The sequence below is a fragment of the Shigella dysenteriae genome, assembly GCF_022354085.1.
In the GTDB taxonomy this organism is placed as follows: domain Bacteria; phylum Pseudomonadota; class Gammaproteobacteria; order Enterobacterales; family Enterobacteriaceae; genus Escherichia; species Escherichia coli.
This window is the reverse complement of record NZ_CP055055.1, coordinates 4,089,660-4,108,290: the sequence shown is the minus strand read 5'-3', so window position 1 is coordinate 4,108,290 and position 18,631 is coordinate 4,089,660. Positions and strand designations below refer to the sequence as shown.

The following is an 18,631-nucleotide window of genomic DNA, read 5'->3' as shown; positions in this document are numbered from 1 at the left end:
TCGATTTATTCAACAAAGCCAACAACCTTATTACGCCCAGCCTCTTTCGCATTATAAAGCGCATTATCAGCCAGCCGATAAATCTCATTCGGTTTTAACGTATTTCCATGCACCACCACGGCACCAATGCTAATCGTCACTTTTTGCGGGATTGCATATTCAGGATTATCACCCGTCAAACGCTCAACATTTGCCCGAATCCTTTCAGCTAAGGCTTCCGCATTTTCATGATCGATCTCCGTCAGCATGACACCAAACTCTTCTCCGCCAACGCGTGCTAAAAGATCGTTTGGCCGTATACTTTTCCCGATGATTTTCACCACTGTTTTAATCACTTGATCGCCAACCGGATGCCCCCAGGTGTCATTGACTTTTTTGAAGTGGTCAATATCCATAATCATGACGCAGTACGGTTTTTTTTTGGCTAATGCTGATTGATTTTTCAGTTCATTGAAAAAATAATTTCTGTTAAAAATATTGGTTAATGGATCGCGATGTGCAATATCCTTTGTCACGCGCAACGCACTGAATACATGACACATGAATATCGCCATAACTGTTAACTTGCTGAACAACTCAATAGTTCGACTAATATACCAAATGGATACACTATACCTCCCTATAAATAAAAGAGAGACATTATATAGCACAGCACAAAAAGCAATCACCGATACCCCATTCCAGATATCACTACGCAAACGATTGAAATATAAATTAACTGCCAACAGCATTAACCACATAAATATCAGCATGATAACATAAGACGTTTTCCACACAACTCGGCCATTTTTATTTAATAACTCAGCTATAGTTAAACTATAGTTCTCACATTGGCTACTAAATATGAAAGCAATAATGGGCAGGCCAACTATAAAAATCACACTGATGTAAAAAACGATTCTTTTATGCCACCTTTCACACAAATCATTTTTTTCATTCAACTTAATTACCAGCGCCAGATTAATCAATAAACATAAGCTTACCTGCCTGAAAAAATAATAAATAGCAGTATCATTTTGAATAATGCTGTTAGTTAGCCCCCCCTCAATAGGTTGCTGAATGATAATGACTGTTTTAATGAAGTAAATCAGACAGCTAAGAAAGGCTAAACCAAGTATACAGTTTGAAAATTGTCGACGATCATAAATGAAATATAACTGCATAAAAATGAATGCTATTATATCAATAACAAACAAAGCAATCATAACCATCAGATATGTCGATTGCGGAACAGTCTCCTTAACAGTCGGCTGATGAAACCAACTATTCACCAAAATAAATGCAAGCCCGAACAACAAACTCACAAATACCGTACTACCAATTCCAAAATAGTCCTTCCTCATAAAGCCACTCCACCCGAAGGTTGTAAACTCCTTTTACACTATTAATAGATATAAGAAACATACCGTTGTCAATATGGATATCTAAATATAATAGATACTAACAAGCATAGTTGCGTAAGGGAATAATCACCATTTCAACATTTTACTGATTCACTACTGTTTAAAAGCAGTAAATACTCATAAATCTTTATAAGCCCACCCCCATAAAACAATAATTCTTATAGTCATTAAGAGTAATTATCGCAGAAAATAATGCTGCAACATCGCATTGCATCAGGGTTTTCGGAAAATCCGAAAGCACCATTCGGAATTTGCTGATTTAATTATTTTAATCCTGGATTACTTTGAAAGACGCATAGAGAATTATGCAGCATCCCCGTAGTTCTTCCCTTTTGGGATGGATTTTCGAGGAAAGTTAAGGATTTGATATGAACACTCAGCTCACCATTTCTTCTTCTCACTATCAACAATTCGCGTCTTTATTCCTCGTTTAATTACGGGCTTTGATGTGAATAAATCTTTTCTTTTCAGCTAACTAGAAGTTCGCGAAGAGAGTATTTTTTGCAATACATGGAGCAATACAGGATGTATTCAAGTAGTAAAAAAAGGTGCCCAAAAACCAAATTGGTTTTGAATTTTCTTACCGCTGCATTTTTAGCGTCGAGTCCCGTTGCGAATAGTGCCGTTAATAACGCCTATGATGCATTGATTATTGAAGCTCGCAAGGGTAATACTCAGCCAGCTTTGACATGGTTTGAACAAGAGTCTGTACTCAGTAATAACCAGATTGCTGACTGGCTACAGATTGCCTTATGGGCGGGACAAGATAAACAGGTTATGACCGTTTACAACCGCTACCGTCACCAGCAATTACCCGCGCGCGCTTATGCGGCGACTGCCATCGCTTATCGTAACACGCAGCAATGGCAAAACTCACTGACACTGTGGCAAAAGACTCTCGCTCTGGATCCGCAAAATAAAGATTATCAACGGGGACAAATTTTAACCCTGGCAGATGCGGGTCACTATGACACTGCACTGGTTAAACTTCAGCAGATTAAGTCCGGTACACCTGACAAAGCCAATTTACTCGCAGAAGCCTATATCTATAAACTGGCAGGTCGTCATCAAGATGAATTACGGGCAATGACAGAATCATTACCTGAAAATTCCTCTACGCAATATACGGAAGAATACATACAGGCATTACGTAATAATCAGCTTTCTGCCGCCATTGACGATGCCAATTTAACGCCGGATATCCGCGCTGATATTCATGCCGAATTGGTCAGACTGTCATTTATGCCTACGCGCAGTGAAAGTGAACGCTATGCCATTGCCGATCGCGCCCTCGCCCAATACACCGCATTAGATATTCTGTGGCAAAACAACCCAGACCGAATTGCACAATACCAGCGCATTCAGGTTGACCATCTTGGCGCATTGTTAACCCGCGAACGCTACAAAGATGTTATTTCCCACTATCAGCGTTTAAAAGATACAGGACAATCTGTTCCCCCCTGGGCACAGTATTGGGTGGCTTCCGCTTATCTGCACGATCGTCAACCGGGAAAAGCACAAGCGATGATGACCCAACTGTTCTATCACCAGGCACAACCAGATATTGAATTATCCGAAGAAGAGCGTGCAGATCTCTTTTACAGCCATCTTGAAAGTGAGAATTATAGTGGGGTGTTAATGCTCACTGATCACACCATTACTACAGCATCTCCATACCGTCGGATTATGGGTTCTCCTGTAACGATACCTAATGACAAGTGGCTACAGGGTTATTCGTTCCTTTCAGCGGCTGCGCAATACGGTAATGATTTACCACAAGCTGAAGCAATAACCCAAAATATGAGCAATAACGCACCGGGTAATCAGGGATTACGCATCGACTACGCCAGCGTATTACAGGCTCGTGGTTTACCTCGTGCTGCAGAAACAGAATTAAAAAAAGCCGAACTACTTGAGCCAAGAAATATACTGCTGGAGGTTGAACAGGCCTGGAATGCATTAACATTGCAGGAGTGGAAACAGGCGAAAGTATTAACTGAGGATGTGGTCGCCCGCAACCCTGAAGCCCCCGCGGTAAAACGTATACAGCGTGCGCTTGAAGTACATGACATGGCTGAACTACGTATTTCAGGTTCTTCTGGATTGGATTCCGAAGGTCCGGATAATGGCAAACATGATGTGAATTTTACCAGCGTTGTGTACTCACCACCGCTGAATGAAAACTGGCGTGCTTTTGCTGGTTTTGGCTATGCTGATGGTCAATTCAGCGAGGGGAAAGGGATTGTTCGTGACTGGTTAACTGGCCTCGAATGGCGTTCGCGCGACATCTGGCTGGAAGCAGAATTTGCCGGACGTTATTTTAATGGCGAACATAAACCCGGTGCACGTTTATCTGGCTGGTACGATTTTAACGACAACTGGCGACTCGGTACTGAACTGGAACGCATCTCTCATCGAGTCCCTCTACGGGCAATGAAAAATGGCATAACCGGCAACAGTGCGCAGGCATATTTACGCTGGTATCAGAATGAGCGCCGTCAATACAGCAGTTCATGGGCATTTACTGATTTTTCCGATGGAAACCAACGTCACGAAGTATTTATCAATGGTAGTGAACGGATGTGGTCTTCATCCCGACTGATTATTGATTTTCAGCCCACAATTTATTACGGCCAGAATACAAAAAAAGATACCCCCTATTTTAACCCGGAAAAAACGCTCGATATTGTTCCGGCACTGGAGGCAAGCCATTTATTGTGGCGTAAATACGAGAATAGCTGGCAGCAAATATTTAGCGCAGGCGCTGGTACCTCATGGCAAAAAAATTATGGTACCGATCTAGTTACACAACTGGGGTATGGGCAACGCGTTGCGTGGAATGACGTAATAGATGCAGGTGCAACGGTACGTTGGGGAAAGCGGCCTTATGACGGCAACAGAGAGCATAATTTATATGTTGAATTTGATATGACATTCAAATTTTAAGGATCATTATGTTACGCAAAGGAATAAGATATCTGTTTTTGTTGATTAGCATTGCTATGCTTTCTGCATGTTTTAATCACCAAAACAATAAGTTTACGCCACCACAAAGTCGAGAATCTTTAAAGGCAGAACATCCGTGGCCACAAAATAACTTTGTAGCCATCTCCTGGCATAATGTTGAAGACGATACTGCTGATCAGCGTTTCATGTCAGTGCGAACTTCTGCGCTTCGTGAACAATTTGCATGGCTGCGCGAAAATGGCTATCACCCCGTCAGCGTTGACCAAATTCGGGAAGCTCACCGTGGGGGAAAACCGCTACCTAATAAAGCGGTTTTACTCTCCTTTGATGATGGATTTCAGAGTTTTTACACCCGTGTATTCCCTATTCTGCAAGCATTCCAGTGGCCCGCATTATGGGCACCGGTTGGCAGTTGGATAGACACGCCGATGAATCAACAAGTGAAATTTGGCGATGAAATGGTAGACAGAGACTATTTTGCCACCTGGCAACAAGTGCGTGAAATAGGACGTTCGAAGTTGGTTGAGATAGCCTCGCATACCTGGAATTTTCACTACGGCATTGAGGCTAATCCCACTGGCAGCAAATTACCCGCTTTTGTTAATCGCATGTATTTTTCAAATAATGAGCGATACGAAACCGAAGCGGAATATCGCAACCGCATTCGTCAGGATGCCGTAAAAATGACCGAAAAGTTGAAAGCAAATGCTGGCGTAAATGCCCAGGTTTTTGTCTGGCCCTATGGTGCAGCAAACGGTATTGCGATTGAGGAATTAAAAAAACTGGGTTATGACATGTTCTTCACTCTGGAGTCCGGACTGGGAAATACTTCCCAGTTAGATTCTATTCCGCGCGTATTAATCGCCAATAATCCATCACTTAAAGAGTTTGCTCAGCAAATCATTGGTGTGCAGGAAACATCACCGGAGCGAGTTATGCATATCGATCTCGATTATGTTTATGATGCTGACCGCCAACAGCTGGAGCGAAATCTGGATGTGTTGATTCAGCGGGTGAAAGATATGCAAATTTCCAGTGTGTATTTGCAGGCTTTCGCCGACCCAACAGGTGATGGTCTGGTTAAAGAGGTCTGGTTTCCTAATCGCCTGTTACCCATGAAAGCGGATTTGTTTAACCGTGTTGCATGGCAATTAAAGACTCGTGCCGGAGTGGCCGTTTACGCCTGGATGCCGGTATTGAGTTGGGATTTAGATCCCGCATTACCCCGGGTGGAATATTTGCCATTTGATAAGCAAGCATCACAAATTCATCCAGCGCAATACCGTCGTCTCTCCCTTTTCGATGACCGGGTACGTGAACAAATTAGTACCCTTTATGAGGATCTTGCAGGTCATGCGTCTTTTGATGGCATTTTGTTTCATGACGATGCCGTGTTGTCAGATTACGAAGATGCCAGTGCTCCAGCAATAGCTGCTTATAAGAAAGCAGGATTTGCGACGAGTATTCGTGAAATCCGCGAGGATCCTGAGCAATTTAAACGCTGGACGCAATTTAAACGCAATGCCTTAACAGACTTCACATTAGCGCTAAGCGCCAAAGTCAAGGCTGTTCGCGGCCCACAAATTAAGACTGCGCGAAATATTTTTGCCCTCCCCGTTATGCAGCCAGAAAGTGAAGCATGGTTTGCCCAAAACTATGCCGATTTTCTACAAAGCTATGACTGGACGGCAATCATGGCAATGCCCTATATGGAAGGAGTTGATGAGAAATCTGCTGATCAATGGTTAATACAACTGGTCAATCAGATTAAAAGCATCCCTCAAGCAAAAGATAAATCTATTTTAGAATTACAGGCACAAAACTGGCAGAACAATGGTCAGCATCAGGCTATTTCTTCGCAAAAACTTGCTCACTGGATGAGCCTTTTCCAACTGAATGGAGTGAAAAATTATGGTTATTATCCCGATAACTTCCTGCATAACAAACCTGAAATAGACGTTATTCGTCCTGAGTTTTCCACAGCCTGGTATCCGAAAAATGATTAATCGTATCGTATCGTTTTTTATATTATGTCTGGTGTTATGCATACCCCTATGTGTAGCGTACTTTCATTCTGGCGAATTGATGATGAGGTTCGTTTTCTTCTGGCCATTTTTTATGTCCATTCTGTGGATTGTTGGCGGAGTCTATTTCTGGGCCTATCGTGAACGCCATTGGCCGTGGGGAGAAAACGCACCAGCTCCACAGCTGAAAGATAATCCGTCTATCTCCATTATCATTCCCTGTTTTAATGAGGAGAAAAACGTTGAGGAAACCATACACGCAGCTCTGGCACAGCGTTATGAGAACATTGAAGTTATTGCTGTAAATGACGGTTCAACAGACAAAACCCGTGCGATCCTGGATCAACTGGCTGCGGAAATTCCCCGTCTGCGAGTCATTCATCTGGCGCAAAACCAGGGGAAAGCCATTGCGCTTAAAACCGGAGCAGCCGCGGCGAAAAGCGAATATCTGGTGTGTATCGATGGCGACGCGTTGTTAGATCGCGATGCGGCGGCGTATATTGTTGAACCAATGTTATACAATCCTCGCGTGGGTGCTGTAACCGGTAATCCTCGCATACGTACACGTTCAACTCTGATAGGTAAAATTCAGGTTGGCGAGTTTTCCTCAATTATTGGTTTGATCAAGCGCACCCAGCGTATCTATGGAAACGTATTTACTGTTTCCGGCGTTATCGCTGCATTTCGTCGCAGTGCCCTGGCTGAAGTGGGTTACTGGAGTGACGATATGATCACCGAAGATATTGATATTAGCTGGAAGCTGCAGTTGAATCAGTGGACAATTTTTTACGAGCCACGGGCGCTGTGCTGGATATTAATGCCGGAAACATTAAAAGGGCTATGGAAACAACGCCTGCGCTGGGCCCAGGGTGGTGCAGAAGTATTCCTCAAAAATATGACCAGATTATGGCGTAAAGAAAACGTACGAATGTGGCCGCTGTTTTTTGAATATTGCCTGACGACAATATGGGCCTTTACCTGTCTTGTTGGTTTCATTATTTACGTGGTCCAGCTTGCAGGTGTACCGTTAAATATTGAATTGACACATATCGCCGAGACACATACTGCAGGAATATTATTATGTGCGTTATGTTTAGTGCAATTTATTGTCAGCCTGGTAATTGAGAATCGCTATGAGCATAATCTTGCTTCATCGCTTCTCTGGATTATCTGGTTCCCAGTTATTTTCTGGGTACTGAGTCTTGCAACGACGTTGGTTTCATTTACACGAGTCATGTTGATGCATAAAAAGCAACGCGCCCGTTGGATAAGCCCAGATCGTGGTATTCTGAGAGGTTAATATGAACAATTTAATTATTACGACCCGACAATCGCCAGTACATTTATTGGTTGATTATGTAGCTACGACTATCCTGTGGGCGTTATTTGCTTTGTTTATATTCTTATTCGCCATGGATCTGCGGTCGGGTCATTACTGGCAAAGCGATGCCCGAAGCAGACTTCATTTCTATTTTTTACTCGCGGCGGCGAATGCCGTCGTGTTAATTATCTGGGCGCTGTACAACAAGCTGCGTTATCAAAAACAGCAGCATCATGCAGCATACCAATACACGCCGCAAGAATATGCAGAGAGCTTAGCAATACCTTATGAGCTCTATCAGCAACTGCAAAAAAACCACAGGATGAGCGTACACTTCACTAACCATGGGCAAATAAAAATGGTGGTGTCAGAAAAAGCGCTGGTCCGGACATAACCCCCTCAAAATGGAGCCCGGTACGCCCGGGCTCTGCACCAATAATACGCTTAACTGTATGCATGTAGCGTACGTTGGCAAAGTGCCGAACGTACGCAATCCTCTTTACCGAATCGGACGATCCCGACCATTTCATCTTCTTCGAAACGTTCCAGCGCGTCACTTAATCCGGAGCGCGCGCCGCGAGGTAAATCGCATTGCGTGATATCACCGTTGACAATAACCGTCACATTTTCCCCGAGGCGGGTTAAAAACATTTTCCTTTGCGCGGCAGTCACATTCTGCGCCTCGTCAAGAATGACGACTGCATTTTCAAAGGTACGTCCACGCATATAGGCGAACGGCGCGATTTCCACCTTCCCTATTTCCGGTCGCAGGCAATACTGCATAAAGGAAGCTCCTAAGCGCCGCAGCAGCACGTCGTAGACCGGGCGAAAATAAGGAGCAAACTTTTCTGCGATATCTCCAGGTAAGAAGCCAAGATCCTCATCGGCTTGCAATACTGGACGGGTGACGATAATCCTGTCGACATCCTTATGTATCAGGGCCTCTGCCGCTTTTGCCGCACTGATCCAGGTTTTTCCGCACCCGGCTTCGCCCGTGGCGAATATCAGCTGCTTACTCTCAATAGCCTTCAGATAGTGCAATTGCGCTTCATTTCGCGCGAGGATGGGCGAGGTATCGCGACTATCGCGGGCCATACCAATGGCTTCTACGCCGCTCATCTGCACAAGCGAGGTGACCGATTCTTCTTCACGCTGTTTATGGCTGCGCGAATCCCGTCTCAGCACACGTTTTGCCTCGCGACGAGCTTTGATCACTGCTTTTTGTCTTCCCATGGAGAGCACCTTGAGTTGTTTGTATTCATCACACGCGCCGTTGGCAGCGCGATTATGCGCACGAACATCAGAGGGTTGGTGGATTTGCCCCTATATTTCCAGACACCTGTTATCACTTAACCCATTACTGGCCCGCTGCCGTAGATATTCCCGTGGCGAGCGATAACCCAGTGCACTATGCGGATGCCATTCGTTATAATGCTCGAACGCCTCTGCAAGGTTCTTTGCTGCCGTTAACCCGTCTGGTTTGGGCATGATACTGATGTAATCACGCTTTATCGTTTTCACGAAGCTCTCTGCTATGCCGTTACTCTCCGGACTCCGCACCGCCGTGTTCTTCGGTTCAAGTCCCAGCATCCGGGCGAACTGGCGTGTTTCATTAGCCCGGTAGCATGAACCATTATCCGTCAGCCACTCCACTGGAGATGTCGGAAGCTCGCTGCCGAAGCGGCGTTCCACCGCTCCCAGCATGACGTCCTGTACTGTTTCACTGTCGAAGCCGCCCGTAGTGACCGCCCAGTGCAGTGCCTCACGGTCACAGCAGTCCAGCGCGAACGTGACCCCCAGTTTTTCTCCGTTATCACAGCGGAACTCGAACCCGTCAGAGCACCATCGTTGATTGCTTTCTTTCACGGCCACTTTGCCAGTATGTGCCCGTTTCGATGGCGGTACAGCGGTTTTTCGCTCAAGCAACAGCGCATTCTGGCGCATGATCCGGTAAACACGTTTGGCATTGATAGCAGGCATACCATCAAGTTCGGCCTGTCTGCGAAGCAGCGCCCATACCCGACGATAACCATACGTGGGCAGCTCTCCGATAACATGGTGTATACGGAGAAGCACATCCGTATCATCTGAGTGACGGCTGCGGCGACCATCTTTCCAGTCATCGGTTCGTCTGAGAATGACGTGCAACTGCGCACGCGACACCCGGAGACAACGGCTGACTAAGCTTACTCCCCATCCCCGGGCAACAAGGGAGACCGTCATTCCCGGTTCAAAGCTCTGCTGAACAATAGCGATCTTTTCCTGTGTAGTACGCCGTCTGCGTTTCTCCGGCCCTAAGACATCAATCATCTGTTCTCCAATGACTAGTCTAGAAACTAGTATTAAGACTATCACTTATTTAAGTGATATTGATTGTCTGGAGATTCAGGGGGCCAGTCTATATATCAATTAATCATTAGTTTAAAAGCTTGTTCAACTGCATACATCATTAGCGTTTAAGCCAGTGAACAGGAAGTTTACTGGCTTAATTACAGTAATATAGTGTATCGCTATGCTCACTGAGTCTTAGATCTCCACCGTCGGTCTAATATTCGCACTCCTGCTAACAACCGGTAATCAAATCGTCCTCCGGTATTGAAAGTTAATACACAAATCAGGATGATGGAGGCTCATACTGGTACAGCGCGACCACTTATGCAGGCGTCTCTGTCAGGTTTGTTGCCCGGATCACCCGCATCAGGGACAGGGCTGTTCAGTTATCCGCAGGAGAAAATATGTCACTCAAGGCTATCGCCGCCGAACTCGGGATCTCTGTCACCACAGTCAGCCGGGCGCTTGGCGGATTTTCGGACGTTTCCGCTTCGACCCGTGCACGTGTAGAAGCGGAAGCTCGGCGTCGTGGTTATCGCCCGAATACCCTGGCAAGACGTCTCAAAACCGGTAAAACCGATGCGGTCGGCCTGGTCTTCCCTGAACATGCTGTACTGTTCAGCAGTAGTGTGTTTGTGGATATGGTCAGTTGTATCAGCCGGGAACTGGCCCGCCATGATATTGACTTACTGCTGATAGCCGATGATGAACGGGCTGACAGCCACAGCTATATGCGTCTGGTCGAAAGCCGCCGGGTTGATGCCCTTATCGTGGCGCACACGATGGATAATGACCCGCGTCTTACACACCTGCAGGAGGCCGGTATTCCGTTTCTGGCACTCGGTCAGGTGCCGTCCGGTCTTCCCTGTGCCTGGTTTGACTTTGATAACCATGCAGGAACCTGGCAGGCCACACAGCACCTGATTGCCCTGGGCCATCAGCGAATTGCCCTGCTGAGTGAGGACAACTCCCGTGCCTATGTCACTGCACGACGTCAGGGATGGCGCGATGCCCTGAGTGAACATGGTCTGCCTGAGACCTGGCTACGCCGGGTCTCTCCCACCCGACGCTCAGGTTTCCAGGCAGTGACTGAGTTAATGTCACTTCCGCTTCCCCCGACGGCCATTATTACCGACAGTGACCTGATCGGTGATGGCGCGGCCATGTCGCTGCAGTTATCCGGTCATCTGTCCGGAGAGGATGCCGTCTCTCTTGTGGTTTATGATGGTCTGCCGCAGGACAGTATTATTGAACAGGATGTGGCTGCAGTTCTTCAGTCAACACGACATCGCGTCGGTCGTCAGATTGCCGACATGATACGCCAGCTGGTCACGAATGTTTCACCTGAAATGCTACAAGTACTCTGGCAGCCGGAATTTCATCCTGGCAAGACAACGCTTGCTCCCTCCGCCTGATTTTTAATCCCGCTCACAAATTCGAATCGTTTCGGTTGCTATCCGAAACGATTCGGATCAACAGTAAGGCATACCCGAAAACGGAGATGTCTTATGGAACCGATGTACCGCAGGCTGACCAGTCCCCACTCAGACCTGATTATTAAAACCCACCCGTATGCAGAGATTGTCTGGTGGGGATCCACCCTGAAACACTTTTCACCGGATGACTGTATCAGCCTGGAAAGGCCGGTTGCGAATGGTCGTCTGGATACCGACACCCCACTGACGCTGATGGCCGAAAACGGCGCGGGACTTTTTGGCTCGCCGGGGCTGGAGGGACACCGCAACGGGCTGGATGCGTCCCCTGTGTTCCGTACCATCAGCGTGGTACAGGCCGGAGAATCACTCACCCTGACCAGTGAGGATGCAGTGGCGGGTCTGCGCATGGTCAGTGAACTGGTGCTGACATCGTCCGGTGTGCTGAAGATGCGTCATGCCCTGACGAACCTCCGTGAAGGGGACTGGCAGGTGAACCGCTTCGCCATCACGCTCCCTGTGGCTGAAAGGGCAGAGGAAGTCATGGCCTTCCACGGACGCTGGACTCGTGAGTTTCAGCCGCACAGGGTCCGTCTCACACATGACGGTTTTGTGCTGGAGAACCGCCGGGGCCGCACGTCCCATGAGCATTTTCCGGCACTGATTGCCGGTGCCCCCGGTTTCTCAGAACAGCAGGGCGAGGTGTGGGCCGTACATCTGGGCTGGAGTGGCAACCATCGCATGAAATGTGAGGTCAAAACTGACGGACGGCGTTACCTCCAGGCGGAAGCACTGTGGATGCCCGGAGAAAAAGCCCTGAAGAAGGATGAGACCGTGTACACGCCGTGGCTGTACGCCAGCTATTCCCCGGAGGGGCTCAATGGTATGAGTCAGCAGTACCACCGTTTTCTGCGCGATGAAATCATCCGTTTTCCTGAGCAGAAACCCCGTCCGGTGCACCTCAATACCTGGGAAGGTATTTATTTTGACCACGACCCGAACTACATCATGCAGATGGCCGGACGTGCGGCAGCGCTTGGCGTTGAACGTTTCATTATCGACGACGGCTGGTTTAAGGGACGCAATGATGACCATGCGGCTCTGGGCGACTGGTATCTGGATGAACAGAAGTATCCGGACGGACTGATGCCGGTGATTAACCATGTGAAATCACTCGGCATGGAGTTCGGTATCTGGGTGGAACCGGAAATGATTAACCCGGACTCTGACCTCTTTCGCCGCCATCCTGACTGGGTACTGTCAATGCCGGGGTACACACAACCAACCGGGAGACATCAGTATGTTCTCAACCTGAACATTCCTGAGGCCTTTGCTTACATTTATGAACGCTGTTTATGGCTGCTGGGCGAACACCCAGTTGACTATGTGAAATGGGACATGAACCGCGAGCTGGTCCAGGCCGGGCATGAAGGTCGGGCGGCGGCGGACGCGCAGACCCGTCAGTTTTACCGGCTGCTGGATCTCCTGCGCGAACGTTTTCCCCGTGTTGAGTTTGAGTCCTGCGCTTCCGGCGGTGGACGTATCGACTTTGAGGTTCTGACCCGCACGCACCGCTTCTGGGCTTCTGACAACAATGACGCCCTGGAGCGCTGCACCATACAGCGTGGCATGAGTTACTTTTTCCCGCCGGAGGTTATGGGGGCACACATCGGTCATCATCGCTGCCATGCCACCTTCCGGCAGCACAGCATTGCCTTTCGCGGTCTGACGGCCCTGTTCGGTCATATGGGACTGGAGCTGGATCCGGTAACGGCCGGAGAAGAGGAATCCGCCGGTTACCGCCGCTATGCCTCGCTCTACAAAGAATGGCGGCAGCTTATCCACACGGGCACCCTATGGCGGGTGGATATGCCGGATGCGGCGACACAGGTGCAGGGGGTGGTCAGCCCGGATCAGTCGCAGGCGCTCTTCCTGGTGAGCCAGCTTGCCATGCCGGATCACACCCTGCCGGGTGCTCTACGTTTTCCGGGGCTGGCACCACAGGCCCGTTACCGGCTTCGTGTTGTTGACCATCCGGATATTCAGCTGGTCGGTGAAGGCGGGCATACCATGCGCAGGCTGCCCGGCTGGATGAACCAGACCTCCGACATCAGTGGGGAATGGCTGGCGCAGGCCGGTATTCAGCTTCCCGTACTGGATCCGGAAAGCGCCATGCTGATTGCCCTTGAACGTTTGGCATAAAAGGACCGGAGCCGGTCACGGCTCCCTGCACTCAGTCCCGTGAGGATAACAATAATGAATACTGTCAGTACTCATAAAAACCCCGATTTCTGGATATTTGGTCTGTTCTTTTTTCTCTACTTTTTCATCATGGCAACCTGTTTCCCGTTTCTGCCCGTCTGGCTGTCAGACATTGTGGGGCTGAGTAAAACGGATACCGGGATTGTTTTTTCATGCCTCTCCCTGTTTGCCATCAGCTTCCAGCCGCTGCTGGGGGTCATCTCAGACCGTCTTGGCCTGAAAAAACACCTGATGTGGATCATCAGCCTGCTGCTGGTCCTGTTTGCACCGTTCTTTCTGTACGTTTTTGCGCCGCTGCTGCGGTTCAACATCTGGGCCGGAGCACTGAGCGGCGGGATTTTTATCGGCTTCGTTTTTTCTGCGGGAGCCGGTGCCATCGAAGCCTATATTGAACGTGTCAGCCGCAGCAGCGGATTTGAATACGGTAAGGCCCGGATGTTCGGCTGTCTGGGCTGGGCGCTGTGTGCCACCACGGCAGGGCTGCTTTTCAACGTGGATCCGTCCCTGGTATTCTGGATGGGGTCCGGCTGCGCATTGCTGCTGGTCCTTCTGGTGGCGCTGGCGCGTCCCGGAACCAGTCAGACAGCGATGGTCATGAATGCGCTGGGTGCCAACTCGCCCGTGATTTCCGCCGGAATGGTGTTCAGTCTGTTTCGTATGCGTCAGATGTGGATGTTCGTGCTTTACATGATTGGGGTGGCCTGCGTCTATGACGTGTTTGACCAGCAGTTTGCCACGTTCTTCCGTGCATTTTTTGACACGCCGCAGGCGGGGATCCGGGCATTTGGTTTTGCCACCACGGCTGGCGAGATTTGCAATGCCATCATCATGTTCTGCTCCCCCTGGATAATCAACCGCATTGGTGCCAAAAACACACTGCTTGTCGCGGGTCTGATTATGACCATCCGCATCACAGGGTCGGCCTTTGCCACCACGGCTACTGAAGTGGTGATCCTGAAAATGCTGCATGCCCTTGAAGTCCCATTCCTGCTGGTTGGTGCGTTCAAGTATATCACCGGCGTGTTTGATACCCGGCTGTCGGCCACCATTTATCTGATTGGCTTTCAGTTCTCCAAACAACTGGCGGCGATATTCCTCTCAACCTTTGCAGGTCACCTGTATGACCGCATGGGGTTCCAGAACACCTATCTGGTTCTGGGCGGTATTGTCCTTGCGGTCACCGTGTTATCGGCTTTCACCCTGAGCAGTACCCGTAAAACGGCTGCCCCGTCAGCAGAAACCGCTACAGCACAGACGGAGGTTCGCTTATGAAACAGCGTCTTGCCTCTGCACAGGTTGCACTTGATACACTCCGCGCCCGTCGTGGTGATACCTGGTACCCGGTTTTTCATCTGGCTCCACCTGCCGGATGGATGAATGATCCGAACGGGCTTATTTATTTCAGCGGTCGCTATCACGCATTCTTTCAGCACCATCCGGCAAGTGAACATCAGGGGCCGATGCACTGGGGACATGCCACCAGTCCGGACATGCTGCACTGGCAGCATGAGCCGGTTGCGCTGGCACCCGGTGATGAATATGACCGGGATGGCTGTTTTTCCGGCAGCGCAGTGGACGACAACGGCGTGCTGTCGCTTATCTACACCGGTCATCTCTGTCTGGAGGATCGGGGGGATGACAGCATCATCCGCGAAGTCCAGTGTCTGGCAACCAGCCGTGACGGCATTCACTTTGAGAAACAGGGCTGCGTGCTGACGCCACCGGAAGGCATCATGCATTTCCGTGACCCGAAGGTCTGGCGGGAAGGGGGATACTGGTGGATGGTTATCGGCGCGCGGGATACCTCTGACACCGGTCAGGTGCTGCTGTATCGCGGCACATCCCTGCGGGACTGGCGCCAGGAACGGGTTCTAGCGCAGTCGGCAGCCGGAGAAAGCTATATGTGGGAATGTCCGGACTTTTTCCGCTGTGGCGACCATCACTGGCTGATGTTCTCCCCGCAGGGGATGACGCCCGGCGGATACCGGTTCCGCAACCGCTTTCAGAGCGGAGTTTTACCGGGTCACTGGCAGCCGGGGGCCGCCTTTGCCCTGAGCGGGGCATTTGAAGAACTGGATCACGGTCATGATTTTTATGCCCCGCAGTCCCTGGTCGCGGAGGACGGACGGCGCATCATCATGGCCTGGATGAATATGTGGGACTCCCCGATGCCTACAAAGCGTGAGGCCTGGGCCGGATGTCTGACCCTGCCGAGGGAACTTTTTGAACGCCATGGTCGTCTGTGTCAGCGTCCGGTTCGCGAAGCCGAATCCCTTCGCGGGACGTGCCAGCCGTTACACCCTGTAAGGCTCAGTGGCACGCAGTTGCTGGCTGAGGACGCACAGGCCGTGGAACTGGTGCTGACGTGGCATACCCTCGACAGTCAGGCAGAGCATTACGGCATCCACCTGGGAGACGGGCTCCGGCTGTATGTGGATAACCAGGCAGGACGGCTGGTGCTTTGGCGTCACTACCCGGATGAGGGGCTGGACGGTTACCGCAGTATCGCGCTGCCTGGCGCAGAATATCTGACGCTACGGGTTTTCCTGGACCGTTCATCGGTGGAAGTGTTCGTTAACGATGGCGATGCCACCCTGTCCAGCCGTATTTACCCGCAGCCCGGAACCCGCCGGTTGTCGCTATATGCAGCTCACGGCGAGGCTGTGCTGACGGACGGCTCACTGTGGACGCTGGCCTGAAATAATTCCACTGCCGTCGGTGACGGCAGTACTTTCGGTTCACCCGTAATGAAGGAAAGCACAATGGGATTACTGGGCAGGATTAAACAACTGATAAGTGAAAATGAGAAACCGGCGGAAGTCACCCGCGTGATGGCACCGCTGTCCGGTGAAATTGTCCCTCTGGACACGGTTCCGGATGCTGTGTTTGCCGGGAAAATAGTGGGGGATGGTATTGCTATCCGTCCTTCCGGCGGCGATACCTTGATGGCTCCTGTCAGCGGCACTATCGGTAAAATACTGGAGACAAACCACGCGTTTTCCATCCGCACCGACAGTGGCACTGAACTGTTCGTGCACTTCGGTATTAACACAGTTGACCTCAGGGGAGAGGGTTTCCGGCGTATTGCCCAGGAAGGCCAGCTGATCAGCACCGGTGACCCCGTCATCGGGTTTGACCTTGCGTTACTTCAGCAGAAAGCACAGTCCACGCTGACACCGGTGATTGTGGCGGACTCTGACCGTGTCCAGGAGATAACCCTGTTCTCCGGCCCGGTCATCGCCGGAGAAACACCGGTTTTTGATATCAGCAGCCAGTAAGCGCCATGAGTGACAATATCGCCAGCGGGCAGCTGGTATCAGGGAAAGCCGCACATCTGGCCTGGTGCGGGCTGGTAGCCCTGCATCTGGCCCGCCGGGATGGCCGGATTGCGTCAAAAATCCAGGAAAACCTGTTTCTAAACCGCTGGCGGAGCACAGCACTGAAACAGCACCGTTTTCCCCGCACATATCAGAGCCCTGCAGAGTGAAAGCGGGGCGAAAGATATCCGCAGCAGGCTGGAGTATCTGTGGCAGGCCTGCTCTGGTGATGTGTCGGTACAGACTGACCTGTTCCGCCTGACATTCGCCCTGGAAACCATCAGGGAGCAGGGCTGGTGCTGGCGGATACTGAGCGACCGGAAATGGGAGGGGCGTAATGTCGTGGTTCCGAACGGGGATGCCGGCAGCTTTTATCTTTCCCGCTCACGTCTTGAGGCGGCATTTGATTATCAGGGGAGGTTGCTGCATCCCCTGACCGGCGATGTGTCTGCCCTCGCTGCCCTGCTCCGGAATGCGGGTTGGTATCCAATTCCAGCCGGAACCACGGATATGGCGATGTTTGAGCTGTCTGTCATCCGCTGAATATGACTGATGAAAATCATGGAGTATGAATGAGTACAGTAAAAGTATGGGGTCTCGGTGATGCCGTGGTGGATTTATTACCGGAGAAGCCGGGCACGCTGTTGCAGTGCCCTGGTGGTGCGCCTGCCAATGTTGCCGTGGGCGTGGCCCGACTGGGGGGCCTGAGCGGGTTTGTCGGGTGTGTGGGGGATGACCCTTTCGGGCGTTTTATGCGCAAAACCCTGGCTGATGAGGGTGTGGACACGGCGTATATGCATACCGACCCTCTGTACCGGACTTCCACAGTGGTGGTGTCGCTGGTGCCGGGTGGTGAACGAACCTTCACATTTATGGTGCGCCCTTCGGCAGACCTTTTCCTTACCCCTGATGATTTACCGCCCTTTCGTGCCGGTGAATGGCTGCATACCTGCTCCAATGCCCTGAGTGCAGAGCCCTGCCGCAGCGCCACGTTTCAGGCCATGGAGAACATCCGGCAGGCTGGCGGCAGGGTCAGCTTTGACCCCAACATCCGGACTGACCTGTGGCAGAGCACATCGCAACTGCGTGAGTGTCTGCACCGGGCGCTCATGCTGGCGGATGTGGCAAAGGTATCGGAAGAGGAACTGTTCTTTATCAGCGGTGAACAGGATGTCCGGAAGGGAACCGATGTTCTGGCATCACATTATCCCCTGGCACTGCTGCTGGTAACCCAAGGAAAGGATGGCGTGATGGCTCGCTGGCAGGGAAAAAACCTGTACTTCCCGGCAACACCGGTGGTGAGTGTGGACACGACCGGTGCCGGTGACGCCTTCGTGGCAGGTCTGCTGGCAGCGCTGGCGGCAGAGGGGATGCCCTCCGGTGAGCAGGCACTCGCATCCGTCATCGAACAGGCCCAGCGCTGTGGTGCGCTTGCCACGACAGCAAAAGGTGCCATGACAGCGTTACCCCGTCGCCAGGATTTACTGAAACACCCCTGACCGTTTCCTGCCCGTAACCGTTGTGCACGTCATTTTTGTTGCGGGTGACTAAATCGATTTAGCTGTCAACAATA

At 50.5% G+C, this 18,631-nt stretch carries 15 protein-coding genes; 12 read left to right on the top strand and 3 right to left on the bottom strand.

The window, feature by feature from the left end; genetic code table 11:
- Positions 1–5: 5 nt before the first annotated feature.
- The gene (locus tag HUZ68_RS19560; protein ID WP_024201564.1) at positions 6–1,343 is read right to left on the bottom strand and encodes a GGDEF domain-containing protein; all 1,338 of its coding nucleotides are present in this window, start codon (positions 1,341–1,343) and stop codon (positions 6–8) included.
- A gap of 585 nt (positions 1,344–1,928) precedes the next feature.
- Here HUZ68_RS19560 and pgaA point away from each other — a divergent pair.
- From pgaA to pgaD, 4 genes are read left to right on the top strand one after another with little or no spacing between them, the layout of a single operon-like run.
- Positions 1,929–4,349: a poly-beta-1,6 N-acetyl-D-glucosamine export porin PgaA gene (gene pgaA, locus HUZ68_RS19555; protein WP_020219275.1), complete on the top strand. Its 2,421-nt coding sequence runs from the start codon at positions 1,929–1,931 to the stop codon at positions 4,347–4,349.
- An 8-nt stretch (positions 4,350–4,357) separates the two neighbouring features.
- Positions 4,358–6,376: a poly-beta-1,6-N-acetyl-D-glucosamine N-deacetylase PgaB gene (gene pgaB, locus HUZ68_RS19550; protein WP_020219276.1), complete on the top strand. Its 2,019-nt coding sequence runs from the start codon at positions 4,358–4,360 to the stop codon at positions 6,374–6,376.
- Positions 6,369–7,694, top strand: coding sequence for a poly-beta-1,6-N-acetyl-D-glucosamine synthase (gene pgaC, locus HUZ68_RS19545; protein ID WP_020219277.1), 1,326 nt, complete (start codon positions 6,369–6,371; stop codon positions 7,692–7,694). Before pgaB ends, pgaC begins: the two co-directional genes overlap by 8 nt.
- 1 nt (position 7,695) lies before the next feature.
- Positions 7,696–8,109, top strand: a complete 414-nt coding sequence (gene pgaD / locus HUZ68_RS19540; RefSeq protein WP_020219278.1) for a poly-beta-1,6-N-acetyl-D-glucosamine biosynthesis protein PgaD — start codon at positions 7,696–7,698, stop codon at positions 8,107–8,109.
- Between the two features lie 50 nt (positions 8,110–8,159).
- Here pgaD and phoH read toward each other — a convergent pair whose 3' ends face one another.
- Positions 8,160–8,948 (bottom strand): phosphate starvation-inducible protein PhoH, encoded by a 789-nt coding sequence (phoH, locus tag HUZ68_RS19535; protein WP_034167421.1) that lies wholly within the window; start codon positions 8,946–8,948, stop codon positions 8,160–8,162.
- Positions 8,949–9,038: 90 nt separating this feature from the next.
- Positions 9,039–10,025: an IS3 family transposase gene (locus HUZ68_RS19530; protein ID WP_001354443.1), complete on the bottom strand. Its 987-nt coding sequence runs from the start codon at positions 10,023–10,025 to the stop codon at positions 9,039–9,041.
- A gap of 425 nt (positions 10,026–10,450) precedes the next feature.
- Here HUZ68_RS19530 and HUZ68_RS19525 point away from each other — a divergent pair, with 425 nt between their 5' ends.
- The 8 genes from HUZ68_RS19525 (at position 10,451) to HUZ68_RS19490 (ending at position 18,557) form a co-directional block, all read left to right on the top strand.
- On the top strand, positions 10,451–11,461 hold the full coding sequence (locus HUZ68_RS19525; RefSeq protein WP_000053329.1) for a substrate-binding domain-containing protein: 1,011 nt from the start codon (positions 10,451–10,453) through the stop codon (positions 11,459–11,461).
- A 93-nt stretch (positions 11,462–11,554) separates the two neighbouring features.
- Positions 11,555–13,681 carry an alpha-galactosidase gene (locus tag HUZ68_RS19520; protein WP_000433621.1) on the top strand — a complete coding sequence of 709 codons (2,127 nt, stop codon included), beginning with the start codon at positions 11,555–11,557 and terminating at the stop codon, positions 13,679–13,681.
- Positions 13,682–13,735: 54 nt separating this feature from the next.
- Positions 13,736–15,013: an MFS transporter gene (locus HUZ68_RS19515; RefSeq protein WP_001099190.1), complete on the top strand. Its 1,278-nt coding sequence runs from the start codon at positions 13,736–13,738 to the stop codon at positions 15,011–15,013.
- Positions 15,010–16,440: a glycoside hydrolase family 32 protein gene (locus HUZ68_RS19510; RefSeq protein ID WP_000813683.1), complete on the top strand. Its 1,431-nt coding sequence runs from the start codon at positions 15,010–15,012 to the stop codon at positions 16,438–16,440. The genes HUZ68_RS19515 and HUZ68_RS19510 overlap by 4 nt, the downstream gene beginning before the upstream one ends.
- Before the next feature lie 63 nt (positions 16,441–16,503).
- Positions 16,504–17,019, top strand: a complete 516-nt coding sequence (gene crr, locus HUZ68_RS19505; protein ID WP_000523728.1) for a PTS glucose transporter subunit IIA — start codon at positions 16,504–16,506, stop codon at positions 17,017–17,019.
- A 5-nt stretch (positions 17,020–17,024) separates the two neighbouring features.
- Positions 17,025–17,228 carry a DUF2913 family protein gene (locus tag HUZ68_RS19500; protein ID WP_001313182.1) on the top strand — a complete coding sequence of 68 codons (204 nt, stop codon included), beginning with the start codon at positions 17,025–17,027 and terminating at the stop codon, positions 17,226–17,228.
- Between the two features lie 61 nt (positions 17,229–17,289).
- Positions 17,290–17,601, top strand: coding sequence for a DUF2913 family protein (locus HUZ68_RS19495; protein ID WP_001313183.1), 312 nt, complete (start codon positions 17,290–17,292; stop codon positions 17,599–17,601).
- Positions 17,602–17,630: 29 nt separating this feature from the next.
- Entirely contained in the window at positions 17,631–18,557 is a 927-nt protein-coding gene (locus HUZ68_RS19490) for an aminoimidazole riboside kinase (protein ID WP_000108760.1), read from the top strand.
- Positions 18,558–18,631: the final 74 nt, after the last annotated feature.

Coding starts and splice junctions, on each gene's coding strand:
- HUZ68_RS19560 (WP_024201564.1), bottom strand. CDS start 1,343: ATGAGGAAGGACTATTTTGGAATTGGTAGTACGGTATTTGTGAGTTTG.
- pgaA (WP_020219275.1), top strand. CDS start 1,929: ATGTATTCAAGTAGTAAAAAAAGGTGCCCAAAAACCAAATTGGTTTTG.
- pgaB (WP_020219276.1), top strand. CDS start 4,358: ATGTTACGCAAAGGAATAAGATATCTGTTTTTGTTGATTAGCATTGCT.
- pgaC (WP_020219277.1), top strand. CDS start 6,369: ATGATTAATCGTATCGTATCGTTTTTTATATTATGTCTGGTGTTATGC.
- pgaD (WP_020219278.1), top strand. CDS start 7,696: ATGAACAATTTAATTATTACGACCCGACAATCGCCAGTACATTTATTG.
- phoH (WP_034167421.1), bottom strand. CDS start 8,948: ATGGGAAGACAAAAAGCAGTGATCAAAGCTCGTCGCGAGGCAAAACGT.
- HUZ68_RS19530 (WP_001354443.1), bottom strand. CDS start 10,025: ATGATTGATGTCTTAGGGCCGGAGAAACGCAGACGGCGTACTACACAG.
- HUZ68_RS19525 (WP_000053329.1), top strand. CDS start 10,451: ATGTCACTCAAGGCTATCGCCGCCGAACTCGGGATCTCTGTCACCACA.
- HUZ68_RS19520 (WP_000433621.1), top strand. CDS start 11,555: ATGGAACCGATGTACCGCAGGCTGACCAGTCCCCACTCAGACCTGATT.
- HUZ68_RS19515 (WP_001099190.1), top strand. CDS start 13,736: ATGAATACTGTCAGTACTCATAAAAACCCCGATTTCTGGATATTTGGT.
- HUZ68_RS19510 (WP_000813683.1), top strand. CDS start 15,010: ATGAAACAGCGTCTTGCCTCTGCACAGGTTGCACTTGATACACTCCGC.
- crr (WP_000523728.1), top strand. CDS start 16,504: ATGGGATTACTGGGCAGGATTAAACAACTGATAAGTGAAAATGAGAAA.
- HUZ68_RS19500 (WP_001313182.1), top strand. CDS start 17,025: ATGAGTGACAATATCGCCAGCGGGCAGCTGGTATCAGGGAAAGCCGCA.
- HUZ68_RS19490 (WP_000108760.1), top strand. CDS start 17,631: ATGAGTACAGTAAAAGTATGGGGTCTCGGTGATGCCGTGGTGGATTTA.